The organism is Streptomyces sp. NBC_01013 (assembly GCF_045162765.1).
Taxonomy (GTDB): domain Bacteria; phylum Actinomycetota; class Actinomycetes; order Streptomycetales; family Streptomycetaceae; genus Streptomyces.
In genome coordinates, this window is sequence record NZ_CP108687.1 from 332,849 (window position 1) to 356,834 (window position 23,986).

Annotated in this window: 22 protein-coding genes and 1 pseudogene; 7 read left to right on the forward strand and 16 right to left on the reverse strand. The window is 71.5% G+C overall.

Features of this window, described 5'->3' with window-relative positions; genetic code table 11:
- Positions 1-73: 73 nt before the first annotated feature.
- A complete protein-coding gene (locus OG538_RS01435) occupies positions 74-937 on the reverse strand; it encodes an ABC transporter permease (RefSeq protein WP_406089302.1) in 864 nt (287 codons plus the stop codon).
- Complete coding sequence (locus tag OG538_RS01440; RefSeq protein ID WP_406089304.1) at positions 927-1,742, reverse strand: ABC transporter ATP-binding protein; 816 nt, start codon at positions 1,740-1,742, stop codon at positions 927-929. Before OG538_RS01440 ends, OG538_RS01435 begins: the two co-directional genes overlap by 11 nt.
- 218 nt (positions 1,743-1,960) lie before the next feature.
- Here OG538_RS01440 and OG538_RS01445 point away from each other — a divergent pair, with 218 nt between their 5' ends.
- Positions 1,961-3,559 (forward strand): ATP-binding protein, encoded by a 1,599-nt coding sequence (locus OG538_RS01445; RefSeq protein WP_406089306.1) that lies wholly within the window; start codon positions 1,961-1,963, stop codon positions 3,557-3,559.
- Positions 3,556-4,254 carry a response regulator gene (locus OG538_RS01450; RefSeq protein ID WP_406089308.1) on the forward strand — a complete coding sequence of 233 codons (699 nt, stop codon included), beginning with the start codon at positions 3,556-3,558 and terminating at the stop codon, positions 4,252-4,254. The genes OG538_RS01445 and OG538_RS01450 overlap by 4 nt, the downstream gene beginning before the upstream one ends.
- 45 nt (positions 4,255-4,299) lie before the next feature.
- Here the strand turns inward: OG538_RS01450 and OG538_RS01455 are convergent, their stop codons facing one another.
- Positions 4,300-4,692, reverse strand: coding sequence for a hypothetical protein (locus OG538_RS01455; RefSeq protein WP_406089310.1), 393 nt, complete (start codon positions 4,690-4,692; stop codon positions 4,300-4,302).
- A gap of 606 nt (positions 4,693-5,298) precedes the next feature.
- On the opposite strand from OG538_RS01455, the pseudogene OG538_RS01460 reads away from it, so the two are divergent.
- Positions 5,299-5,451, forward strand: a pseudogene (locus OG538_RS01460) (SDR family NAD(P)-dependent oxidoreductase); the annotation flags it as partial.
- 81 nt (positions 5,452-5,532) lie between these two features.
- Here OG538_RS01460 and OG538_RS01465 read toward each other — a convergent pair.
- The 6 genes from OG538_RS01465 to OG538_RS01490 form a co-directional block, all read right to left on the reverse strand.
- Positions 5,533-5,727: a hypothetical protein gene (locus OG538_RS01465; RefSeq protein ID WP_362544789.1), complete on the reverse strand. Its 195-nt coding sequence runs from the start codon at positions 5,725-5,727 to the stop codon at positions 5,533-5,535.
- A 121-nt stretch (positions 5,728-5,848) separates the two neighbouring features.
- Complete coding sequence (locus OG538_RS01470) at positions 5,849-6,724, reverse strand: phosphatidylinositol-specific phospholipase C/glycerophosphodiester phosphodiesterase family protein (protein ID WP_406089312.1); 876 nt, start codon at positions 6,722-6,724, stop codon at positions 5,849-5,851.
- 221 nt (positions 6,725-6,945) lie between these two features.
- The gene (locus tag OG538_RS01475) at positions 6,946-8,064 is read right to left on the reverse strand and encodes an acyl-CoA dehydrogenase family protein (protein WP_406089314.1); all 1,119 of its coding nucleotides are present in this window, start codon (positions 8,062-8,064) and stop codon (positions 6,946-6,948) included.
- Entirely contained in the window at positions 8,061-9,248 is a 1,188-nt protein-coding gene (locus OG538_RS01480) for an acyl-CoA dehydrogenase family protein (protein WP_406089315.1), read from the reverse strand. The genes OG538_RS01475 and OG538_RS01480 overlap by 4 nt, the downstream gene beginning before the upstream one ends.
- Positions 9,245-10,213, reverse strand: coding sequence for an NADPH:quinone oxidoreductase family protein (locus tag OG538_RS01485; protein ID WP_406089317.1), 969 nt, complete (start codon positions 10,211-10,213; stop codon positions 9,245-9,247). Before OG538_RS01485 ends, OG538_RS01480 begins: the two co-directional genes overlap by 4 nt.
- Before the next feature lie 175 nt (positions 10,214-10,388).
- The gene (locus OG538_RS01490; RefSeq protein ID WP_406089319.1) at positions 10,389-13,058 is read right to left on the reverse strand and encodes a beta-N-acetylglucosaminidase domain-containing protein; all 2,670 of its coding nucleotides are present in this window, start codon (positions 13,056-13,058) and stop codon (positions 10,389-10,391) included.
- A 146-nt stretch (positions 13,059-13,204) separates the two neighbouring features.
- Between OG538_RS01490 and OG538_RS01495 the strand changes: the two genes are divergently transcribed.
- Entirely contained in the window at positions 13,205-14,134 is a 930-nt protein-coding gene (locus OG538_RS01495; RefSeq protein ID WP_406089321.1) for an SDR family oxidoreductase, read from the forward strand.
- Between the two features lie 29 nt (positions 14,135-14,163).
- On the opposite strand, the gene OG538_RS01500 is transcribed toward OG538_RS01495, so the two are convergent.
- The 3 genes from OG538_RS01500 to OG538_RS01510 all read right to left on the reverse strand — a co-directional run bounded on the left by OG538_RS01500 (position 14,164) and on the right by OG538_RS01510 (position 16,298).
- Complete coding sequence (locus OG538_RS01500; RefSeq protein ID WP_406089323.1) at positions 14,164-14,997, reverse strand: enoyl-CoA hydratase/isomerase family protein; 834 nt, start codon at positions 14,995-14,997, stop codon at positions 14,164-14,166.
- 91 nt (positions 14,998-15,088) lie between these two features.
- Positions 15,089-15,820 (reverse strand): PIG-L deacetylase family protein, encoded by a 732-nt coding sequence (locus tag OG538_RS01505; RefSeq protein ID WP_406089325.1) that lies wholly within the window; start codon positions 15,818-15,820, stop codon positions 15,089-15,091.
- A 199-nt stretch (positions 15,821-16,019) separates the two neighbouring features.
- Positions 16,020-16,298, reverse strand: coding sequence for a metal-sensitive transcriptional regulator (locus tag OG538_RS01510; RefSeq protein ID WP_148015298.1), 279 nt, complete (start codon positions 16,296-16,298; stop codon positions 16,020-16,022).
- 100 nt (positions 16,299-16,398) lie between these two features.
- Between OG538_RS01510 and OG538_RS01515 the strand changes: the two genes are divergently transcribed.
- Positions 16,399-16,971, forward strand: coding sequence for a rhodanese-like domain-containing protein (locus tag OG538_RS01515; RefSeq protein WP_406089327.1), 573 nt, complete (start codon positions 16,399-16,401; stop codon positions 16,969-16,971).
- 102 nt (positions 16,972-17,073) lie between these two features.
- Here OG538_RS01515 and OG538_RS01520 read toward each other — a convergent pair whose 3' ends face one another.
- Together OG538_RS01520 and OG538_RS01525 are read right to left on the reverse strand one after the other, a co-directional pair.
- Positions 17,074-18,369 (reverse strand): alpha/beta fold hydrolase, encoded by a 1,296-nt coding sequence (locus OG538_RS01520; RefSeq protein ID WP_406089329.1) that lies wholly within the window; start codon positions 18,367-18,369, stop codon positions 17,074-17,076.
- Positions 18,370-18,940: 571 nt separating this feature from the next.
- Complete coding sequence (locus OG538_RS01525) at positions 18,941-20,089, reverse strand: serine hydrolase domain-containing protein (protein WP_406089331.1); 1,149 nt, start codon at positions 20,087-20,089, stop codon at positions 18,941-18,943.
- Positions 20,090-20,328: 239 nt separating this feature from the next.
- Here OG538_RS01525 and OG538_RS01530 point away from each other — a divergent pair, with 239 nt between their 5' ends.
- Both OG538_RS01530 and OG538_RS01535 read left to right on the forward strand, forming a co-directional pair.
- Entirely contained in the window at positions 20,329-21,480 is a 1,152-nt protein-coding gene (locus OG538_RS01530) for a Gfo/Idh/MocA family protein (RefSeq protein ID WP_406089333.1), read from the forward strand.
- Positions 21,477-22,406: a PmoA family protein gene (locus OG538_RS01535; protein WP_406089335.1), complete on the forward strand. Its 930-nt coding sequence runs from the start codon at positions 21,477-21,479 to the stop codon at positions 22,404-22,406. The genes OG538_RS01530 and OG538_RS01535 overlap by 4 nt, the downstream gene beginning before the upstream one ends.
- A 151-nt stretch (positions 22,407-22,557) precedes the next feature.
- On the opposite strand, the gene OG538_RS01540 is transcribed toward OG538_RS01535, so the two are convergent.
- Together OG538_RS01540 and OG538_RS01545 are read right to left on the reverse strand one after the other, a co-directional pair.
- Positions 22,558-23,256, reverse strand: a complete 699-nt coding sequence (locus OG538_RS01540; RefSeq protein ID WP_406089337.1) for an alpha/beta fold hydrolase — start codon at positions 23,254-23,256, stop codon at positions 22,558-22,560.
- Positions 23,257-23,324: 68 nt separating this feature from the next.
- Complete coding sequence (locus OG538_RS01545) at positions 23,325-23,924, reverse strand: PadR family transcriptional regulator (protein WP_406089339.1); 600 nt, start codon at positions 23,922-23,924, stop codon at positions 23,325-23,327.
- Positions 23,925-23,986 lie beyond the last annotated feature (62 nt).

Genomic DNA, 23,986 nt, shown 5'->3' on the forward strand with positions numbered 1-23,986 from the left:
TCGCCCGAAGAGGGAGAAGAGGGCTTGCGGAAGGAGGACTTGAGGCAGGAGGGGAGGAGCGGTCAGGCCCGGCTCAGCGTGTGGTGTCGGCTTCGGCCGGCTTCCAGCGGAAGAGTTGCTTCTCCAGGAAGGTGAGCAGCCCTTCGGCGAGCAGGGCGACGATCGCGAGGATGACCATCGCGGCGTAGACACCGGCCGAGTTGAAGGTGCCCTGTGAGGCGGCGACCAGGAGGCCGAGTCCCTTGGTCGCACCGATGTACTCCCCGACGATGGCGCCGATCAGCGCGAACCCGAAGCTGACGTGCAGACTGGTGAAGATCCACGAGGTGGCCGAGGGAATGACCACCTGAAGGGTCACCTGGCGGTTACTGGCGCCCAGGATGCGGGAGTTGGCGACGAGATTGCGGTCGACCTCCCTCGCTCCCTGGAAGGCGTTGAAGAAGACGGGGAAGAACACCAGGACCACCGCGGAGGCGACCTTGGAGGCCGGGCCCAGACCGAACCAGATCAGGAAGATCGGGGCGAGCACGATGCGGGGCAACGCGTTGAGCACCTTGATGTACGGGCCGAGCACGTCGGCGGCGAAGCGGACGCGGCCGAGCGCGATGCCGAGCAGAACACCCGCGATCACCCCGATGACCCAGCCGAGCAGCGCCTCGTAGAGGGTGTACCAGATCTGTTCCCACAGCGAGCCCTGAGCGGTGCCGTCGGTCACCCAGATGCGGATCTGGTCCCAGATCCTCGAAGGCATGGAGAAGTTGAACGGGTCGATGACGGCGGTCCTGGCCAGCCACTCCCACAGCCCGACGACAGCGACGAGTACGGCGATCCGGCTGCCCAGCACCAGCATCCGGCGGTTGCGGGCGGCGCGTGCTCTGGCGGCGGTCCGTCCGGTCCCGGTGCCGGCGGCCTTCACCGCGACGGTCTCAGGCAGCATCTGCGGCACCCCTCTCGCGGGTGATGCGGACCTCTTCGCCCAACGAGGACCAGATCTCGCGGTAGATGTCCAGGAACCTGGGCTCCAGCCGCACCTGTTCGACCTTGCGCGGACGCGGCAGCCCGATCTCGAAGACCTCCTTGACGGTGGCCGGGCCCGCGGTCATCACCACGACCTTGTCGGCCAGGGCGATGGACTCCTCCAGGTCGTGGGTGACGAAGACGACGGAGGCACCCGTGCCGGCCCACAGTTCCAGCAGTTCGTCGGACATCAGGGCACGGGTCTGCACATCGAGTGCGGAGAACGGCTCGTCCATCAGCAGGATCTCCGGGTCGTTGACGAAGGTGGCCGCCAGGGCGACCCGCTTGCGCTGTCCTCCGGAGAGCTGGTGCGGATAGCGGTCCTCGAACGAGGTCAGGCCGACCCTGGCCAGCCAGGCCCGGGCGCGTTCCTTCGCCTCGGCCTTCGGCACGCCCCGGAAGCGGGGCCCCGCCATCACGTTGGACAGGACGGTGCGCCAGGGGAAGACCGCGTCCTGCTGGAAGACGAAGCCGACCTTGTCGCCGATGCCGCTCACCGGCCGTCCCGCCACCAGGACCTCGCCCTCGGTGGGCTCCTCCAGCCCGCTGATCAGGGTCAGGGTGGTCGATTTGCCGCATCCGGTCGGACCGACCACGGCGACGAACTCGCCCCTGCCGATGGTCAGGTCCAGATCCCGTACGGCGGTGTGGAGCGCCCCCGACGGAGTCCGGAACGCTTTGCTCGCCCCCCGCAGCTCGATGGCGGGGCTCGTTTCGCTGTTCATGGGGCGGGACGCTAGGGGCGGCGCGGGGCGGGCGGGAGACTTGCGCTCACAACTGCGGGTTGTGCCTGTAAACCCTGGTTCTGCCCATTGTGCTCACGGCCGTACAACGAAGCAGGAACGGGGGCTAGGCAGCGAGGTCGACGGCGTTTACGTTGCGTGCACACGGAACGAATCGGAGCACCGGATTCGAGGGCGGCGAAAGGGCAGAGGGCGACGGCATGCGGATCCACTGGCCCCGTCGTGTGTTCGCCCAGGTCCTGCTGACCCAGGTAGCCATCACCGCGGGCGTGGTCATGCTCGTCACCGGGCTCTTCCTCGCCCCCCTCAGCCACGAGCTGGACGACCAGGCGATGCGCCGGGCCCTGTCCATCGCCCAGACCACCGCCGCCGAACCCGGTCTGGTGGACAAGCTGCTGAGCACCGAGCCCAGTCCGTCCGGACCCGTGCAGGCCGAGGCGGAGCAGATCCGGAAGGCCACCGGGGCGCTGTACATCGTGGTGATGGACACTCGGGGCGTGCGCTGGTCGCACACCGAGACCGACCGGATCAGCCGGCATGTGTCGACCGACCCGAGCACGGCGCTGTCCGGCCGGGAGATCATGCAGATCGACATCGGCACCCTGGGCCGCTCGGCCCGCGCCAAGGTCCCGCTGCGCGACCGCCACGGCACGGTCGTCGGGGCCGTCTCGGTCGGCATCGCCTACCAGAGCGTCCGCCAGGGGCTGCTGGGCACCATCCCGGTTCTCCTGCAGTACGCGGGCGCCGCACTGGCGGTCGGGGTACTGGCAGCCCTCGCCGTCTCGCGTCGGCTGCAGCGCAACACCCACGGGCTCGCCTTCGCCGACATCTCCGCGCTCCTGGACGAGCGCGAAGCCATGCTGCACAGCATTCGTGAGGCCGTGCTGGCGCTGGATGCCCGCGGTCGGATCCGGCTGCTCAACGACGAGGCGCAGCGGTTGCTCGACCTGACCCCGGAGGCGGTCGGGCGGCCTCTGGCCGAGGTGCTGGTGCCGGGCCGTACGGCGGAGGTGCTGGCGGGGCGGGTGGACGGGGCGAATCTCCTCACCGTGTGCCGGGGGCGGGTCCTGATCGCCAATCGCATGCCGACCGGGGACGGTGGCGCGGTCGTGACGCTGCGCGACCGCACCGAGCTCGAACTGCTGGGCCGTGAACTGGACTCCACGCACGGTCTGCTCGACGCGCTGCGGGCCCAGGACCACGAGCACGCCAACCGGCTGCACACGCTGCTGGGGCTGCTGGAGCTCGGTCGGCACGAGGCCGCGGTGGAGTTCGTCACCGAGGTGGCGGACGGGCGCCGGGCCTCGGCCGAACAGGTCGCCGAGCGTGTCAGCGACCCGCTGCTGTCGGCTCTGCTGGTGGGCAAGTCGTCCGTCGCCGCGGAACGCGGCGCGTCCCTGCGCATCTCCCCCGCCACCCGGCTGCCCGATGTCGTGGTGGATCCCCGCGATCTGGTCACGGTACTGGGCAACCTCATCGACAACGCCCTCGACGTCGCCACGCTGGTCGAGGTGGAGCTCCTTGCCGAGGGCGCCGACGCGGTGCTGCGGGTCAGCGACAACGGCCCCGGGGTCCCGGTCGCCATGCGGGAGCAGATCTTCACCGAGGGCTGGTCCACCAAGGAGCCCTCGTCCCACCGGGAGCGGGGGCTCGGACTGGCGCTGGTGCGCCGCCTCGCAGAACGTTATGGCGGTGCGGCCAGGATCACGGCCAGGGCCGGTGGCGGCGCGGTCTTCACCGTGGTGCTGCCCGAGGCCCTCGCCGTACGGCAGCTGAGCGAAGTGGGAGAGTCGCAGTGATCGACGTGCTGGTGGTGGACGACGACTTCCGCGTGGCGGAGATCAACGCGGCGTACGTGGCCAAGGTGCCGGGGTTCCGTGTGGTCACCCGCGCGCACACGGCAGCGCAGGCCCTCTCCGTCCTGGACCGCGAGCATGTGGACCTGATCCTGCTCGATCACTATCTGCCGGACCGGACGGGCCTGACGCTCGTGCGTGAGCTGCGCAGGCTCGGCCACCCTGCCGACGTCATCATGGTGACGGCCGCACGCGATGTCGTGACGGTGCGGACGGCGATGCGGTACGGGGCGCTGCAGTACCTGGTCAAGCCGTTCAGCTTCGCCGGTCTGCGCGCCAAGCTGGAGAGCTACGCGACGCTGCGCCGCACGCTGGAGGGGGTGGAGAGCCGGCGGGGTGAGGCGGGCCAGGAGCAGGTCGACCAGATCTTCGGGGCCCTGCGCACCACGGAGTCCGTGCCGGGGGCGCGGCTGCCCAAGGGACATTCGGCGCCCACCGCGGACGTGATCCGCCAGGTGCTGTCGGCGGCCGGTGAACCGTTGTCCGCCCACGAGGTGGCTGCCAGGGCGGGTCTGAGCCGCTCGACCGCCCATCGCTATCTGAAGTACCTGGAGGGGGCGGGCCGCATCAGCCTCAGCCTGAAGTACGGCGACACCGGCCGGCCCGAGCACCGCTACGCCTGGGCGACGGCCGGCTGACGCAGGCGCCGGCCCGCGCGGTGCTGTCCGGTGCCGTCCGGTGCCTCAACGCCGCCCGCCGGTACGGCGGTCCAGCATCTCGCGTCTGATCGCCGCTGCCGTGGCCCTGGCCCGGTCCGAGGGGGCCCTGCGGTCGGCCTGGGCCGGCACGAAGCGGTGCAGAGGATTGGCGCAGCGCGGACACGGGGAGTCGGTGCTGATGAGCCGGCCGTCCTCGCAGTCCGGCTCGGCGCAGAACCCCGGCCGGAGCAGTTGTTCGGCGATCTCCCAGGGCTCCCGGCGGCGGCCTTCCTCGTCCTTCTCCTGAAGCGTGTGGGACCACCGTGCGTTCCACCGCCGTTCGACGCGGTCCAGGAGCTGGTCGGGGCTGCGCCGGCCCAGCTCCCGTCGGATCAGTGCGACGAGTTCGCTCGGGTAGCGGCCGCCGAACGCCCGCATGAGCGGTGGTGGCAGGGCGTGCAGGAGATAGCCGACGGGATCGCTCCCCGGCCGCTGCCATCTCGGGCATTGGCAGTCGCCGTCGGTCCCGGCCGATGTACCGCAACGCCCGCACAGTCCGCGGCAGTCGCCGCACAACCCGTGATCGAGCCCCTCCAGATGCGGGGCGGGCGCACGGCCGCACTCTCGACAGCAGGAGGCGCAGAGCCCGCACAGGCGTTCGCTGCCTGCGGCAGTCGTCCAGGGCCGCTGCTGGCATCGGCAGCAGCGGCTGCTCCTGCAGTGCTCATGATGGACGGCGCCCGGATCGCGTCCGAAGGAAGGAAATGACATGGCGGCGCTCTCCGGGTCACAGTGCGGTGCGACACCCCGGCACCGTTTCGGCGCGGGGCGGGGCGCGGTCCGAACATCCCCGCGCCCCACCTGACCGTTTCACACAGAATGCCTGGGATCCCCGACGGGCCGCATCATGCGACTTGTTTGACCGCAATGGTCACCTTCCGGTGCAGGCCAGGACCGTTCCTGCGCGGTCCCTTACCGCTGCTTGACCTTGCCGCTGGAGGCAGGGTTGCACGATCACCGCATGAACATCACCCGGGAAGCGCCATCGCCGGCCGTATCGTCGCCATCACCGGAACCGGAATCGGCCGCGCCACCGCACACGCCTTCGCCGCCGAAGGGGCCACCGTGCTCGCCGTCGGCCGCCGCCCCGGACCGCTGGCGGAGACCGCCGCCGGAAGCGACCGGATCGTCCCACTGAGGGACCGGCTGGCCACGGCATTGCAGACCCCGTCCGGTGACTCCGTCCCGCAGGGCGTAGCCACCCGTCCGGCGATGCGGTCAGGGCTTGATGCTGCTGACCACGTCCGCGGTGGCCGTGAGGCCCTCCTGGATGGTGGGGGCCATGCTCGTGCCCGCGAGGAAGAACCCGAGGAGGGCGCAGACCAGGGCGTGCGAGACCTTCAGTCCGCCGTTGCGGAGGAAGATCACCGCGAGAATCAGCAGAAGCAGCACCAGTGAGATCGAAATGGCCATGGCCAACCTCCTCCGCCGCGCCGGAATTGCGGCATTCGCCGTCAGTTTGGCGTAGCGGAGGAGCCATCCGGCGCACTGGCGTGTCCGCCAAACGGGTACGGCGGAAGGGTCTTTCGTCCGCCTACCGCGCGTGCCGGTCGTGGGTACGGAGGAAGCGGGCGAGTCCCGCGAGGTCGTCGGTGTTGAGGTGATCCACCCCTGCGGCGAGCAACTCGGCCCAGACCGCTTCCCGTTCGGGGCCCGGTACATCGGGTGTGGCCCAGAAGCGCACGCGCTGCCCCGCGCGATGCGCGGTGGCAGTGATCGCGCGCAGTGCATCCCTTTCGAGGGCCGGAATGGGACCCGCGCCGAGCCAGCTGAACGTCCCGGTCCAGCTGCTGCTGATGAGGGGGATGAACGAGGCCGTGGCCGCGGTGCCGAGGTCGTCGAGCCTGCCGTCGTAGAAGGCGTACCGGGTGTGCTGGGCCTCCATGGGGGCGCGGGCGGCCCGATCGCCCGAGACGACGGGGGTGACGGCTCCCGGCCGCACCCGTCCGCGCTGGAAGGAGGTCAGCATCTGCCGGTACCGGCCGAGTTGGCGGTCGAGTTCCGCGTAGGCGGCCGCGCCGTCCGTCTTGATGTCGATCAGCAGTTGCACCGGAGTGCGGTCACCGCGGAACACCGTCCCGTGGTTGGCCCGGACCCTGGCGAGGAGTGGATCGAGGTAGAGCGCCGAGAGGGTGCGGGCGGGATCGAGATCCGTGGCCTCGTGAGCGACGAGCAACTCGCCGTCCACGAGGAAGATATCGGCCTCGACGCTGGTGAATCCCTGGGCCAGCGCGTCGTGGAGCGGGCGGGTGTGCAGATAGTCGTTGTGCGCGTGGGCACGCAGCAGCGGCCGGATGGCCCGGGCGGGCGGGGCTTCGCTCGCTGCGGCCGTCGGACGGGGTACGAGGGTGCCTGCGGCCGCGGTGGCCAGTGCGGTGGCGACGACGCGGCGGCGGGTGGGGAACGCCATGGAATCTCCCGGTTGCGAGGCGTGCCGGACGGGCGGACGCGACCGAGTATGGAAGCGTCGCACCGCAACTTTGTTCCGGATGAGCAGAGTTGGCTCGATCGCCGCCCGCCCGTCGCCCCGCGTTCCGCCCGCCGTGGCCTGATCCGTACGAAACGGCACGTCGCCCGCACGACGAGGCGGGGGCGCGCATGTACGCACCCCCGCTCCGGTCCGGGAAGACCCTACGGCGCCGGCAGTTCCATCAGCGACGCGACGGTGTCGCGGTGGCGGCCCGCCGTTCCGAAGGCGGTCGCGTCGGCCTTGGCCCGCTTCAGATACAGGTGCGCGGGGTGCTCCCAGGTCATCCCGATGCCGCCGTGCAGCTGGACGCACTCCTCCGCGGCGTGGACGGCGACCCTGGAGCAGTACGCCTGCGCCACGGCCACCGCCAACGGAGCCTCGGGGCTGCCCGTCGCGAGCGCGTCGGCGGCGTTCCGTGCCGCCGCCCGGGCCGACACGACCTCCAGCCAGAGCTGCGCCATCCGGTGCTTGAGCGACTGGAACGACCCCACCGGGCGGTTGAACTGGTGGCGCTCCCGGGTGTGCCGGACCGTCTCGGTCAGGCACCATTCGGCGAGTCCGAGCTGCTCGGAGGCGAGCAGTCCCGCACCGGCCAGCAGTCCCCGGTCCACCGCGGACCGCGCCGCCGCGGCGTCCGCGAGGCGCGTGCCGGTGGCGCCGGTGAGGGTGACGGTGGCGAGCGGCCGGGTGAGGTCGAGCGGGACGAGCGGCTGGACCGCGACACCGGGCGCGCCCGTGTCGACAGCGTAGAGGCCGTCGGTGGTGGGGACCAGCAGCACGTCGGCGGCGGCCGCGTCGGCGACGGGTTCGAGTGTTCCGTCGAGGGTTCCGGTCACCACCGGCGTGTCGGACGCGGCGGCCGAGAAGGGCACGGCGAGCACCGCGACCTTGCGGCCCGCGGCCAGTCCGGCAAGGAGTCCGGTCACCGGTCCGTCCTCGGAACCGAGCGCCAGAAGCGTCTCGGTGGCGACGACGGAGCTGGTCAGGTAGGGCGCCGGGGCGACGCTGCGCCCGAGCTCCTCGATGACGACGGCGGCCTCACGGTGAGTGGCGCCCTGTCCACCGAGCTTCTCGGGCACCAGCAGTCCGGCAGCGCCGATGTCGGTGGCCAGCGCCCTCCAGAGCCGCGGGTCGTACGGCGTGTCGGACTCGGTGCCGGCGATCACCGTCGGCGCGTCGGCCCGGTCGGCGAGCAGGGAGCGGACCGCTGCGCGCAGGTCCTCCTCGGCCTCCGAGTACAGCAGGTCGGGCGCCTGGCCGGGTTCGGTCTGTGCGGTCATCGGGAGAGGTCCTTCCAGGCGACGTCCTTGTCGTTGCGCGGCTCGGCGGGCAGACCGAGCACCCGTTCGGCGACGATGTTGAGCAGTACCTCGCTCGTACCGCCCTCGATGGAGTTGCCCTTGGAGCGGAGGTAGCGATAGCCGGCGTCGCGCCCGGTGAAGTCGACGATCTCCGGGCGGCGCATGGTCCAGTCGCTGTACAACAGCCCTTCGTCACCAAGGAGTTCGACTTCGAGGCCGCTGATCTCCTGATTGAGCCGGGCGAAGGCGAGCTTCATGCCGGAGCCCTCGGGACCCGGCTGTCCGGCGACGAGCTGCTGGCGCAGGCGCTCACCGGCGAGACGGGCGACCTCGGCCTCGACCCAGAGGGTCAGCAGGCGTTGGTGCAGGTCGTGGGTGCGCAGCTCGGGGCGTTCGCGCCAGGTGGTGGCGACCGGGCCGATCATGCCGCCCTCGCGCGGGATGCGTGATCCGCCGATGGAGACGCGCTCGTTCATGAGCGTCGTCTGCGCGACCTTCCAGCCCTCGCCGACCGCACCGAGGCGCCGGCTGTCGGGGATGCGCACCCCGGTGAGGAAGACCTCGTTGAACTCGGCCTCGCCGGTGATCTGGCGCAGCGGCCGCACCTCGACGCCGGGGTCGGTCATGTCGCAGATGAAGTAGCTGATGCCGCGGTGCTTGGGCACGTCCGGGTCGGTGCGGGCGATGAGGATCGCCCATCGGGCCACGTGGGCACTGGATGTCCAGACCTTCTGTCCGTCGACCACCCAGTCCTCCCCGTCGCGCACGGCGCGCGTGCCGAGGGCGGCAAGGTCGGAGCCGGCGCCCGGCTCACTGAAGAGCTGGCACCACACTTCCTCGCCGACCCACAGGGGGCGCAGGAAGCGCTGCTTCTGCTCGTCGGTGCCGAAGCCGAGAACGGTCGGCGCGGCCATGCCGAGGCCGATCCCGATGCGCCGGGGGTCGTTGTCCGGGGCGTTCGCCGCGGCGAGTTCGGCGTCGACGACGGGCTGGAGGGAGCGCGGCGCGTCGAGGCCCCCGAGGCCGGCCGGATAGTGCACCCAGGCGAGTCCGGCGTCGAAACGCGCCTTGAGGAAGTCGGTGCGGTCCGTGGTGGCCGGGGGGTACGCGGCGAGCAGTTCGCGGGTGCGGCGGCGCAGTCCGGCGGCGTCCGGGGCGGTCATCGGGCGGCTCCTGACGGGAGTACGACGATACGGCCGGTGCTGGTGCCGTCGGCGACGCGCTGGACGGCGGCTGCTGCCCCGTCCATGGCGACGCGCTCGCTGATCAGGGGCTTGATGACGCCCTGCGCGGCGAGGCGGGTGAGCTCCTCATGGCAGTCGCGGACGGCCTGCGGGTCCTTCGTGTTGTACAGGCCCCAGTGGAGCCCGACGACCGAGTAGTTCTTCACCAGGGCGTGGTTGAGTCCCGGTGTGGGGATGACTCCACTGGCGAAGCCGACGACGATCACCCGGCCCTCGAAGGCGATGCACTTCACGGACTTGGCGTACGCGTCGCCGCCGACCGGGTCGTAGACCACGTCGGCGCCTCGGCCGCCGGTGAACTCCTTCACCGCGGCGACGATGTCCTCGGTGCGGCGGTCGATGACCAGGTCGCAGCCGAGCTCGGCGGCGATCCTGGCTTTCTCGGGGCCGCCCACCACACCGATGACGGTGGCGCCGGCGGCCTTGCCGAGCTGGACGGCCGCGCTGCCGACGCCTCCGGCCGCGGCGTGGACGAGGAGGGTCTCGCCGGACTGGAGGTGCGCCCGGCGGTGCAGTCCGAACCAGCCGGTCTGGTAGCCGATGTGCAGGGCCGCCGCCTCGGCGTCGTCCAGGGCGTCGGGGGCCGGCAGCAAGGCGGCCTCGTCCGCGACGACGTACTGGGCGAATCCGCCGTTCGGCAGGGCGGGGGTGGCGAGCACCCGGCGCCCGTCCCCGGTCCTGCCGCAGATCTCCACACCGGGAGTGAACGGCAGCGGGGGCCGCACCTGGTACTGGCCGCGGCAGAGGAGCGCGTCGGGGAAGTTGATGTTCGCCGCGAGCACCTCGATGAGCACCTGCCCGTCGCCGGGCGTCGGCCTGTCCACTTCTTCGAGCCGCATCACCTCGCTCGGCTCGCCGTTCCGGTGCACTCGCCATGCCTGCATGAGGGGCCTCCACAACACTGTCGGCATTACCACTGCTCCGGCGCATACTAAGCGGTCGCTTGCCCCTGTGGGAACAACCTGCGGGTGACCGGTTCGGCCGGGGCCGACATGGGCGTGCGCCCGGCCCCGCCCCTGGGAGGTGGGGCGACGCCGGGCGCACGGGCAGGCCGTGCCGCTACTTCCCGACCACAACCTCCGCGATCAGGGGTGCCGCGGAGCCCGTGTGCCAGGCGAGGCGTACCGCGTCCGCGGTCCGGCCCCCCGCGTCGACACGCGTGTACGGCCCGTCGAGCGTCCCGATGGTCTGCCAGCTCCCGTCCTCGCTGCGCACCTGGATGTCGGCCGCGGCCTCGGAACCGGCCGGCTGCAGGACGGTGACCGCCCCGACCGCCCGGGCGGCCACGAGACGCACCTCCAGCGATTCGCCCGCCTCAGGTGCGCGCGCTGCCCGGTAGACGCTGCCCGGGTCGCCGTCAGCCGCCGAGCGCAGCGCCGATCCGGCGGCGGCCGGCGGGTTGCCCGTGATCTCGCCGTCCGTGGTCGCCACGCCGAATTCACGGACGACCAGCCAGCTGTCCTGACCCGCGGTCGCCCTGGCCCGCACGTAGCGGGCCTCGGTGCCCGCGGGAGCGGTCGCGGTGACGTCCGGCTTGCCGGAGAACTCGGTCAGCCGGGTCCAGTCCTGCCCGTCGGCCGAGTACTCCAGCACCCCCGCGTGGAGGTAGTCCTCGGTGCTTCCGGGCTTGGCCATGGCGAGGGTGACTCCGCTGAAGTCCCTCACCTCCCCGAGGTCGACGGTGAGCTGGTCGCCTGCCGCGGGCGCCCCGTCACTCCAGAAGTAGGTGGAGTCGTCGCCGTCGAGGATCCGGGCGAGGGTGTTGCTCTGGTACGTGCCGAGGCTCGTCGTCGCCGTGGGCCGGCCGCTCACACCGAGCTTCTTGTCGTGCTCGGCGGTGGCCGCTTCGACGAACCCGTCCAGCGCCCCGTCCCCGACGAGGACCGGCACCTTGCGTCCGTCGAGACCGGTGTACGTGAAGGACTTGGCACGGTCCACCTGCGCGGGCAGCTGCTGCCGGAGCTCCCAGGCCTGGGCACCGTTTCCGGCGCGTGCCGCCTCGACCATGTCCAGGGCGGTGCGGGCCGCGGTGGCCCAGGACCCGGTGGCGTCCAGCCAGGGGCCCGAGTCGTCGATGAAGCCGCGGTCCGGAAGGTCCGCGCGCAGCCGGGCCGGGGCGGCGGCGAGGTCGGCGAGCACCGAGGCCAGGCGCTTCGCGTCACCGGACTGCCAGTAGCGGGCGAACTCGGCGGACAGTTCCGGCGCCTTGTCGGTGTTGAGGGCCGAGCTGTAGTTGACGTCGGCGAAGGCGCGCAGCGCCCGCTCGGTGCGGGAGTCACCGCCCGCGTACTCCTTGAGCCCCTTTCCCCACGAGGTGCGCGCGTCGTAGGCCCCGTCGTTCCAGGCGTAGTCCGCGACGGTGTACAGGGAGAGCTTCGAGGCGTACGGCTGGATCATCGGGTTGGCGGTGATCCCGGCCAGCCGGCCCGGCAGTCCCTTCTCGCGCCCGTTGAACGGGCCGAGCAGCAGCCGATTGGTCGCGTAGTCGTTCACCGGGTAGTTGTCCCAGGTCAGGATCGGGTGCCCGAACACCGCGCGCGCCGCGTCGGCCTGAGCGACCGTCATGGTCGGAGAGACCACGCCGACCCCGGTCCATTCGACGAGTACGTCCGGGTCCAGCTGTTCGGAGAGGGCCGTCTTGTACGGGGACGGGGTCACGTTGTAGTACTCGGTGGGGACCATCTGAAGCGGCTCGGCACCGGGGTGGGTGGCGATGAACTCCTGGTTGACCTTGTTCAGCAGATACGCCTGCGCGGCCCCGGCCGCACCGCCCCCGGTCCCCCATTTCGCCTTGTCGGCGTCACAGTTCCAGTTGGTGTAGCTGATGTCGTCGAGCGGCACCGCGAACGTGCGCACGCCGATGTCCCAGATCGTCCGGAACTTGTCGACGAGCGCCTTCGCGTCCGCGTCGGAGCTGTAACAGACCGACAGGCCGGGAGAGAGCGCGTAGGTGAACTCGACGTGCCGCTGAACCGCCCGGTCGGTGAGGTCCTTGATCTGCGCCAACTGGTCGGCAGGGTAGGGGTCGCGCCACTTCTCGCGGAGGTAGGCGTCGTCCTTGGGCGAGTACACGTAGATGTTCATCTTGTGCTCGCCGTAGTAGTCGAGCTGGTCGAGCCGCGCCTCGTGGGACCACGGGGTGCCGTAGAAGCCCTCGATGACGCCGCGCAAGGCGGTGCCGGGCCAGTCGCGGACCGAGAGTCCGTCGACGCGGGCCCCCGGATGCGCCCGCTGCGGAAGGACCTGACGCAGGGTCTGGGCGGCGTAGTACGTGCCGGTGGTGTCCTTGCCCGCAAGGACGATACGGCCCGCTCCGATGCCGAGGACGTACCCGTCGGCGGGAAGCCCGGAGGGCCCTTCGAGCTTCTGGGTGGCCACCGCACCGGCGTCGCCGACATGGACGTTGAGCCCGTTCGGGGCCGGCTTCACGGCACGGACGACCCGCTGTGCACCTGCCTTGCGCAGGGCCGTCGTCACCACGTCGAGCGTCGGCTCGTCGGCGGTCTTCCCCACGACCAGGGTGACGGTGGGAGTGATCGTGACCCGGCCCGCTCCGGCCTTCACTGACTGCGGGGTCGGGGTGATGGCCGGGGTGTCCCGGGCCGTGGCCGGCTGTGCGGCCGGGCTGGCGCCGGCTGCTTGCGCGGCCGGCATGGCGGTCAGCAGACCACCGGCAAGCAGGGCCGCCGCCGCGGCGATGACGGTGAGACGGGGTGGGCGAGGCGTCACAGATCCTCCATTGGTCACTCAAGTCACCAGAGTCGCGCAACACAACGAGACTGAATTCAACATCCTGGCGCTGGCATGTCAATGGTCTGGACAACATCAATGCGTGGACCTGGCCTTTTGACTTCCGAGACGGTATTCATGCGGTCATGACGGAGAGCGTGCACACCCGCGGACTCCCCGCTCCTCCCCCGCTGGGGGCGAGCGCATTACCGACCGGCACGTACGACGGGAGCGTTGTCCTGGTGACCGGCGGCGGTTCCGGTCTCGGCAAAGCCGTCGCGGCCGAGTTCGCCCGACTGGGAGCGGACCTGGCGCTCGTCGGCCGGAGCGCCGAGCGGCTGACCGCCGCCCGGGAGGAGCTGGCACCCCTCACCCGAGGCCGAATCCTGACCGCGCCGGGCGACATCCGCGACCCCGAGAGGATCACTGAGGTGTTCGACGGGATCGAGGCGGAACTGGGGCCGCCCGATGTCCTCGTCAACAACGCGGCGGCCAACTTCCCGTCTCCCGCGGAGGACCTGTCGCCGAACGCCTGGCGGGCGGTCCTCGACATCACTCTGACAGGGACCTGGTTCATGACCCGGGAGTTCGGGCGGCGCCACCTCGCCGCCGGGACGGGTGGCTCGATCGTGTGTGTCGGCGCCTCGTACGCCTGGACGGGCGGCCCCGGATACGCTCACTCCGCGGCCGCCAAGGCCGGGGTGAAGAACCTGGTCGAGACCCTTGCCGTGGAGTGGGGACCGTACGGAATCCGCGTCAACGGGCTGGTGCCGGGGCTGATGCCGCACGAGGACATGACCCGCGACATCCGCGGCCACCTGGACCGGGACGGGTCGGAAGCGGGCGGTGGGGCCGGGGACCTCGACGCGCGGCAGCCGGCGCTGCGGGTGGGCCTGCCCCGCGAACTGGGCTGGGCGGCCACGTTCCTGGCCTCGCCGTACGCGGGCTTCGTCTCCGGCCATTCACTGGTGGTCGACGGGGCGAACTGGCAGCGGCGCTCACTGGTCGCGCCGCCCGTGGTGCCGGTGCGCGAACAGTTGGGCCGCGGGCCCTTCACCCCGCCCGGCGCCGGTTGAGCGGGGCCACGCAGGGGGCCCGCCTCGGGTCATTTTCCGTCGAAGTGCGGCCGGCGGCGGGCAGCCTTCGCGGCATAACCCTCCGCCGCGTCCTGCGAGGTGAGGGTGAGGGCCGCGGCCAGAGCCGTGCGGTCCAGCGCCTCACCGAGGCCGGCGTCCGCGTACGCGTCGACCGAGCGCTTGATGTGGCGGACAGCAAGGGGCGCGTTCGCCGCCACGGACTCGGCGACCGAGCGGGCGGTGCGCTCCAGTTCACCGAGGGGCGTGACGGCCTGGAGCAGCCCGATCCGCTCCGCCGTCGCCGCGTCGATCCGGCGCCCGGTGAGCGCGAGATACTTCGCCCAGCCCGCCCCCGCCTCGCGGGCGATACGCATGTCGCCGCCCGCGTCGACCGCCACCCCGATCCCGGCCTCGGGCAGCGCGAACACCGCGTTGTCCGCGGCGATCCGGATGTCCGCCATGAGGGCGAGTTCGAAGCCGAAACCGAGGCAGTAGCCCTGCACGGCGGCGATCACGGGCTGCGGAAGGCCGGCGAACGCCGCAAAACGCTCGTGGACCCACCGGATGCCCTCGTAGTAGCGCTGGGTGCGCTCGGCGGACGTGCGGCCCGTGATGTCGCCCCCGGGCGCCGTGACGTCGATCCCGGCACAGAAGGCGCGGCCCTCACCCCGCACCAGGACCGCCCTGGCCGAGTCGTCGAAGCGGAGCCGGTCGGCCATGATGCCGAGCTGCCTGCTGGACTCCCAGCTCCAGCCGTTGAGCTGCTGCGGCCTGCACAGCGTCAGCAGACCGACGCCGTTCTCGATCCGCAGCGTCATCCGCTCCTGGCCGTGCGGGATGCCGTGGTCCAGGATGTCGATCACGGCCCGCCCCTCCGTGGACTGACACACCGTCAGAATCCGGTGCGCGGCTCAGCGTACGACGACCGGGCCTCCCGAAGCCAGGGTCCCGCGCTCAGCGCGCAAGGAGCTCGAACGTGACCGCCGGGCGCCCCCCGAAACGCCCGGCGGACGCCTGCGCGTTTCCGGTGAGGAAATTGCGGCAGTACGCCTCGGGGTCCTGATCCGTGAGCACTTCGATGTACGTGCGGTGCGCGAGGAGCGACTGCACGGACCGTTCCAGACCGGCCGTGGCGTCGACGGCGTGCGTGGGCGTGGCCGACCCGGCCACGGCCACCCAGCGCACACCGTCCCACGGCTCCAGGCCCTGCTCGGTCAGCTCCGGGAAGATCCAGCGGTTGCCGGCATCGGCCGCCGCATCAAGCGTGGCGCGCCCGACCGCACGGTGGTCGGGGGTGTTCCAGGCGACACCGCCCCAGGTGTCACGGTGATTGAGCGTGATCACCAGCTCCGGCCGGTGACGGCGGACGGCCGCCGCGATGTCGCGGCGCAGCCCGATGCCGTACTCGATCACCCCGTCGCGGTGGTCGAGGAACTCGACGCGGGAGACCCCGACGACCGCCGCGCTCGCGCGCTGCTCCTGCTCGCGCAGCGGCGCGCACCTCTCCGGTTCGAGTGTGTCGATTCCGGCCTCACCCCGCGTGGCCAGGAGATACGTGATGTCACGCCCGCCGTCGGTCCAGCCGGCGACGGCCGCCGCGCAGCCGTACTCCAGGTCGTCGGGGTGTGCGACGACGGCGAGGGCGCGCTGCCAGTCGGTCGGCATCGGTTCGAGCTGATCCGTCATGTCGGCAGGCTAACCGGCCCGGCCGCGCGGGGCCCCGCGTCGCATACGCCCCACCCGCCGAATAGATACCCCTAGGGGTATCTATCCCGGCCTCGGAGAAAATACCCCCGGGGCGCATCGTTCACCGTTGCGGAGGGAGCGTGCCTCCGTCATGTGACCGCACCCGCCGTGAAGCCGTGCCGGGCGGCCCCCGCTCCTCTCAGGCCAGCGAGAGGAAGAGCTTCTCCAGCCGGGCGCGCATCTGGTCCCGGTCCGCGGGTTCGCTGCCGCCGTCGGCCATGCAGTGCTGAAGTCCTGTCGCGATGATCGCGAAGCCGGCCCGGTCGAGCGCCCGCGAGACGGCCGCCATCTGAGTGATGACGTCCTCGCAGTCGCGCCCTTCCTCGATCATCCTGATGATTCCGGTGAGCTGGCCCTGTGCGCGGCGCAGACGATTGAGCACCGATTTGAGTTCATCGGCCGCCATGTCGAGTTCCACACATCCTCCTTTTGATACCCGGAGGGGTATTCTAGCCCGTCCGGGGCAGGAGAGACCGAGTCTCTTCCTCGCACCCGGTGAACGAAAGGAAACACTGCTCGTGACCAGCCCCGTATCTCTCTCCCCTGCCCAGGCCGCCGCCCGTCTCGCGGAGTTCACCGTGATCGACGTACGCGCCCCCGGCGAGTACGCGTCGGGGCACGTACCCGGCGCCCTGAACATTCCGCTCGACCGTCTCTCCGAGGCGGTGCCCGCACTCAAGTCCGCGTCGGCCCGGGGCGCCCTGCTCGTGGTGTGCGCCTCCGGCGTCCGCTCGACGCGGGCCTGCGACATCCTCTCGGCGGCCGACATCGACGCCGCGACGCTCTCCGGCGGCACCTCCGCCTGGGAGGGCGAGGGCCACGGCCTCGACCGCCCGGAGGGCGGCGGGGCCATGTGGCCGATGGAGCGTCAGGTGCGTCTAGCCGCCGGTTCGCTCGTGGTGGCCGGTCTCCTCGCGGGCGTGAGCCGTCCGGCCGCACGCTGGCTGTCCGCCGGTGTCGGTGCCGGCCTCGTCTTCTCCGCCGTGACGAACACCTGCGGCATGGCGGCGGTGCTGGCGAAGCTCCCGCACAACCGCGCCCCGCGCTCCGCCTCGAACCTGAACGCGACGCTGGACGCGCTCCAGGGCTGAGCACGCAGGCAGCAAGGAGCCGGCCGCACTCGAAGTGCGGCCGGCTCCTGCCCGTGCGGCCGGCTCCCGCCCGTACCGGGCGGCTCGCGACCGTAACGGAACTCAGACCTCGTCGCGGACCAGGGCAAGCAGTCGGTCCAGCACCCGCGGTCCACCGGCGCGCAGTCCGTCGTGCTCGAACTCGTCGGTGACCCAGGTGCGCAGCCCGCGGATACAGGCGGCGGTACGCAGCGCGTGCGCGGTGTCCACATACATGTCGTCGTGGTAGACGGCGGCGGCCACCGGCACCTCGTTGGCGGCCAGGCGCCCGGTGTCGTACAACGGCTCCCAGTCGCCGCGGGTGGCGAGCAGCTCCGCGGTCTCGCGGAGCGGGCGCAGCGCCGGGTCGACGTCGAAGTGCCAGGGGTGGATGCTCTCGCCCGTGAACAGGACCGGGCTGTCATCCTCGAGGGCGGTCGCGGCGTCGAACTGGGGAAACTCCGCACGGACCCGCTCGGCCGCCCAGCCGGTGGGGCGCTCGCCGTGGCCGTAGATGGCCTCGTGCAGGACCGCGTACAGCGGATGCCCGGCGAACGAGTTGGCCGTGCGCATGGCCTCCTGGAAGGTGTCCGAGAGCTCGGTGCCGTGCGCAGTGGTGACGAAGGCGTTCTCCAGCAGGTAGTGCAGCTGGTGGCTGCCGTTGCTCCCGCCGAGCATGATTCCGAGGGACTGGAATCCCTCGGGCGTCAGCCGGTGTCCGGCGCTCTCAGGGCGGTGTTCCGCGAGGTGAGCGGTGATCTCACGGGCGCGCTCGACGTCCTGCGGGTAGCGGGCGTAGTGCGCTGCGACCTTCCGCTCGATCCTCGGGTACGCGGCGCGGTAGACGTCGTCCGCGTGCGCGTCGAGGGAGGGCAGGCCGCCGGTGATCAGGACGGTGCGGAGTCCTTCCGGAGCGGACGAGAGATACCGGACGGCACAGAAGCCGCCGAAGGACTGGCCGAGGACGGTCCAGGGCGCACCGCCCGTCAGCTGCGGACGGATCAGCTCGCAGTCGCGCACGATGCTGTCGGACCGGAAGTGCGCGAGGTAGTCGGCCTGCTCGCGCGGACCGCCGCGCAGCGGCAGGGTCTGCCGGTTGGCCGGGGTGGAGAGTCCGGTGCCGCGCTGGTCCAGGAGCAGCACCCGGAACTCCTTCACCGCCCGCCCGAGCCAGGCCTCGGCTCCGGTGAAGCGCCGGGCGCCGAAGCCCGGGCCGCCCTCCAGGTACAGCAGCCACGGCAGTTCCTCGCCGGCCCGGGAGGCGGCCACCACCTCGCGGCCGAAGACCTCGATCTGCTCACCACCGGGGTCGGTGTGGTCGAGCGGCACGGTGAAGTGACGGTCGGTGAGGACGAGGCCGGGCTGGCGATAGCTGTTCAAGGAGGCTCCTGGATCGATGGTTCTCGGACAGTTCAGCACACCGTCCCGCCCCGGGCGGTCCCGGCCCGTGCACGGCGGACCCGCCCGGCTCCTGCCGTGCAGGCATGATCCGGTTCCAGTGGGTCGAAGATCCATCCGGACGGGACGACCGCGGTCGACGGACTGGCCTTCGAGGTCGCCGAGGGGGAACCGGCCCCCTGGTCGGCCCCTCGGACCGCGGCAGGAACCCTCACGACGATGAGGGTGAACCGGCTGGTCGAACCGGACCGGCCCCGGGCCGGCTCCTCGTCGACGGCGACGACATCTCGAAGGTCGACCGGACACGATCAGGACGACGGTCCCGGTGGTCACCCATGACATCGAGGAGGCGGTGCGGATGGGTGACCGGATCGTGGTGTGCGGGGAGGGCCGCACCGAGCGGTTCGACAGCCCGGGCGCGGTCGGAGTCCCGACCCCGGCCGGACTCCATGAGGCACTGTGCCGTTCGGTGACGCGCGGGGCGCGGGACGCGACGAGGCCCAGTCCGACTCGGTGCCGGACGCCTGACGGCGCCCCCGGGCGTGCCGGAGTCTCAGCCGGCGGCGACGTGGCGCCAGAAGTCCCGCATCGTCGCGGGCGGCTTGGGGCCGGTCATCTCCACCTGGCTGAGCATGATCGCGACCGCACCGGTGGCCGGGATGATGTGCGCCGTGGTGCCGGTGCCGCCGACCCAGCCGTAGCGGCCCGGAACGTTCCAGGGATCGGTCCGCTCGACGTCCACCGAGCCGCCGAACCCCCAGCCCTGTCCCTCGGTGAACAGCCCGCTCGCCCTGCGCTGTGCAGGTGTCAGGTGATCGGTCGTCATCTGTCGCACCGATCCGGGCGTCAGCAGAGCGCGGTCGCCCACGGTGCCGCCGTCCAGCAGCATCCGGCCGAAGGCGTACCAGTCGGCTGCGGTCGACACCAGGCCGCCGGCTGCGGACGGGAAGTCCGGCATGCTGCTCCACTGCCCGTCGGGGGCGTCGACAAGTGCGAGGTTCCCTGCCTCACCGGCCCGGTAGTAGCTGGTGAACCGGTGGAGCTTCTGCGCCGGTACGTAGAAACCGGTGTCGGTCATGCCGAGCGGTTCGAAGAGCCGCTCGGCCAGGAACTCCGGCAGCGACTGCCCGCAGGCCCGGGCGATCAGGACGCCCAGGATGTCGGAGCAGGCGTTGTACAGCCAGGCCTCCCCCGGCTGGTACAGCATCGGAATGCGGGCCAGCGCCGCCATCCAGGCATCCGGGGCGGCGACAGCCTGAGGCTGCGGTGGGGCCTGCTTCAACTCGCTGAACAGGGGCGCGACGGCGGGCAGCGAGAAGTCGGACGGGAATCCGTACCCCGCACGGAAGGTCAGCAGGTCGGACACGGTGATGGGCCGGTCGGCCGGGACCACGTCACCCAGCGGACTGTCGGGGGTGCGCACGACCATGGCCGACGCCAGTTCGGGCAGCCAGGGCGCTACCGGATCGTCCAGCCCGAACCGGCCGTCCTCGATCAGCATCATGGCCGCCGCCGCGGCGATGGGTTTGGTGAGGGACGCGATCCGGAAGATCGAGTCGGGCGCCATCGGCGTACCGCCTCCGGCATCGGCGCTTCCGGCTGCCTGCACGTCCACCCGGTCTCCCCGGGCCACCAGGGCCACGGCTCCCGGCACCGATCCCTCGCGTACGTGCTTCTCCAGTACTTCGCGCAGGGTGCTCATCGCTCCACCTTCTCGCATAGGGGTCGACAGGATGACTCCCGCACCGGTGCGGACTCATCGGACCGCGCCGCACGGTCCGCCACTCCCACCCCGTCGGGTCCCGGGCGGAGGCCGTCGTTCGTACCGGCAGGCGGCTGCGGCCGGAGGGTTCCTCCCTTGACCCGACCCCTGCGTGAAGCCTAGGTTTCCGAGGGGAGAAAGCGCTTGCTACCCGGTGGGCGCCCCCGTTCACCGTGGAGGTGTTTGTCACGCCCAGCCAGGCTTTCCCCAGCCGGCCGATCCGGGTCGCGATCGTCGGCACCGGCGCGATCGCGCGCGTCAGTCATCTGCCTGCCCTGCGTGCGCTGGCCGCCGAACAGCCCCTGGAGATCGTCGCGGCCGTCGATGTCGACGCCGTCTCCGCGGAGGCGTTCTGCGCCGAGGCGGGCGCCGGTCGTCCCTACACGGATCTCGACCGGATGCTCGCCGCGGAGCGCCCCGATCTCGTCACGCTCGGCACCCCGCCACGCTTCCACCGCGATCAGACCATCGCCGCACTCCGCGCCGGGGCCTGGGTGTGGTGCGAGAAGCCCCCTTGCCCCTCGCTGGAGGACTTCGACGCCATCGAGGCGGCGGAAGATCCTGACAAGGGCGGCCCGTACGCGGCCATCGTGTTCCAGCACCGGTTCGGCTCCGGCTCGGACCACGTCCGGGCCCTGCTGACCGAGCAGGCGATGGGACGGCCCCTGGTAGCCCACTGCCAGACCACCTGGTACCGGGACGAGGCGTACTACTCCGCGCCCTGGCGCGGCCGTTGGAGTACGGAGGGGGGCGGCCCGGCGATGGGCCACGGCATCCATCAGATGGACCTGATGCTGGATCTGCTGGGTCCGTGGTCGGAGATCCGGGCGATGGCGGGACGGCTGGTGCACGACGTGGAGACGGAGGACGTCTCCACGGCACTCGTCCGCTTCGAGAACGGCACCATGGCCACGATCGTCAACAGCGTCCTCAGCCCGGACGAGGTCAGCCGGATCCGGATCGACTGCGAGCAGGCCACGGTCGAGCTCACCCATCTGTACGGCCATCGCAACGCGGACTGGCGGATCACCCCGGCTCCGGGGGTGTCAGCCGAACAGGTCGCCGGATGGCGGGACTTCGGCCTCGATGTGCCCAGCTCCCATGAGGCTCAGCTGCGTGGCCTGCTCAGCGACATGCGGGCGGGCCGCCGACCGCGCAGCAGCGGAGCCGACGGGCGTACGAGCCTGGAACTGGTCGCCGCCCTGTACAAGGCCGCCTTCACCGGGAACACCGTCCTGGCCGGCGAGATCGGGCCCGGCGACCCCTACTACAGCGCCCTGCACGGCAACGCCCCCGGCTGGGCACCCGGGTCTGCGCAGGCGTCCGCATGACCGGCCGGCTGGGTCTGGTGCACCGGCACGGCGACCACATCGCCGTCACCGAGGCGGGCAGCGGGGTCGAACTGCTGCGGTACGTGTACCGGCCCGAGGCGGCCTGGGAGGCACCGAAGCCGTACATCCATCCGCTGCGCACCCTTCTCGACCGGGTGGTGACCGACTACCGGCCCAACGACCACCGCTGGCACAAGGGGCTCCAGTTGACCGCCTCGCATCTGTCGGGCCAGAACCTGTGGGGCGGCAACACCTACGTGCGGGGCGAGGGGTACCGGCCGCTGCCCGAGCGGGTGGGCTCCATGGCGCACCGCGGTTTCGACGAGGTGTCGGTGCGGGAGGGCGGGGTCACCCTCGCCGAGCGGCTGAGCTGGCATCCGTACGGTGGCGGACTGTGGGCCGACGAGGTGCGCCGGGTAGAGGTGCACGACGTCGACCCGGCGTCCGGCAGCTGGGTGCTGACGTGGTCGTCGGCCGTCACCAACCGGCGGGACGAGCCCCTGCGGTTCGGCAGTCCGACCACGCACGGACGGCAGGACGCGGGCTACACCGGGTTGTTCTGGCGCGGCCCGCGCGCCTTCCGTGACGGCCGGATCCTCACCCCGGACGGCGAGGGCCCCGAGGTGATGGGCCGGCAGGCACCGTGGCTTGCCTACAGCGGCGAGCATGACGGAGCGGACGGCCACGCGACGCTCGTCTTCGCCCATGCCCCGGAGAACGACCACACAGGCGCGGGCGGTGAGCACCCCGCGCACTGGTTCGTCCGCAACGACCCCTTCGCCGCGGTGGCCCCCTCCTTCGCCTTCCACGACGAACTGGCGCTGGCGCCCGGGGCGACGCTGGCCCGGCGCTACCGGGTGGTCGTCGCGGACGGGGCGTGGGACCGCGAGCGGATCGAGGCCCGGCTCGCGGAACTGACCTGGTGAACACGTCGCGCGCGAGGCAGTCGCCCGGGGCGCGGTCAGTCGTCCATCGGGGCCCGGAGCGGCTCGGGGGCGCGCGTCCTGTTCGAAACACGCCCGAGGGCCAAGCGGCGAGCCGTCCGCCACCGCACGGGCGTGCCGGGCCGAGGGCAGGTCAGAGCGTCGCTGTGCGGTTCAGGATCCCGACCAGCTCCTCCGGCCGGGAGAACATCGGCCAGTGGCCCGTGTCCATGGTGATCAGCTCCCACCGCTCACCGGTCAGCAACGCGGCGACGTCATCGGTCGGTTCGGGGCCGTCGAGAAGGCACTTGATGTACGTCGCCGGAAGCTCGCCGAGCGGGCCGGTCAGCACCGCGGGGTCCCTCAGCGAGGCGCCCGGGTGCGGCGTGGCGCCGCTCACGATCCGTGCGGTCTGCTCGTCGGTGAGGCCCTGTCCTTCGAAGTCCGACGCAGCCGGCGGGGCCCATGAGCCGCCGTTCCCCGCGATCTCGGCCTCCAGCGCCGCCGGGCCCTGCCACCAGGCGGAGACGAACGACTCGCCGTCGGCCGGAACGCTGGCGTCCACGAAGACCACGCGGGCCAGCCGGTCACCGATGCGCTCGGCCGCCTGTCCGACGGGAATGCCCGCGTAGCTGTGTCCGACCAGAACGACGTCACGCAGACCGAGGCGATCCACCTCGTCGACGATGTCGGCCACATGGGTCTGCCGGCCGGCCGGTCTGTCCTGCTTCTCGCCCACACCCGACAAGGTCAAGGGGTACGCGCCGTGTCCTGCCGCTCGCAGGCCGGGCACCACGTCGTCCCAGGCCGGTGCCCCGAGCCACGCGCCCGCCACCAGTACGAAATCAGTCATGGGGAAAACCTAGCCCAGGGGTATGACACGGCCCCTGCCCGACGGTCGGGATCCCCGCCGCCCGCGAGTCAGCCGGCTCGTCCGCCTGCGGCGGACTCGTCGCGAACGGGAGCCGATTCCGCGCGGTCCTCCAGGATTTGAAGGACCCTCTGCCCCCAGCGAATGTTCTCCTCCTCGAAGGACCGCCCGCGCATCAGTGTCAGATACGGGCCGATGCGGTCCGTATCCCGTACGAAGGTGTCCTCGTCACGGCCGTCCAGCATGCGCTCCCGCAGCCGTTCGTAACGGGCGAGCTTCGCGCGCGCCCATGCCATGCGCTCCTCGACGGAGGCGCGGACCGCCTCCCTGTCGCCGTCGTCCACGGCCTGGGTCATGACCAGGAGCTCGTCACGGATGGCCGTGGGGCGGGGCGCTCCGGCGGTGAACCCGGCCAGCGCTCCGCGGCCCGCTCCCGTCAGGGTGAACACGCGCTTGTTCGGCCTGCGCTGCTGTTCGACGACCCGGGCGTCGATCAGACCGCTCTCCGCCAACCGCTCCAGTTCGCGGTAGAGCTGTTGCGGGGTCGCGGACCAGAAGTTCGCCACCGAGACGTCGAAGATCTTGGCGAGGTCGTAACCGGAGGCCTCGCCCTCCAGCAGCGCCGCCAGGACCGCGTACTTGAGAGACATCTGGACACGCTAACACCGATGTGATTAATCTCTTTCACACCTATTCAACTTATTGACTATGG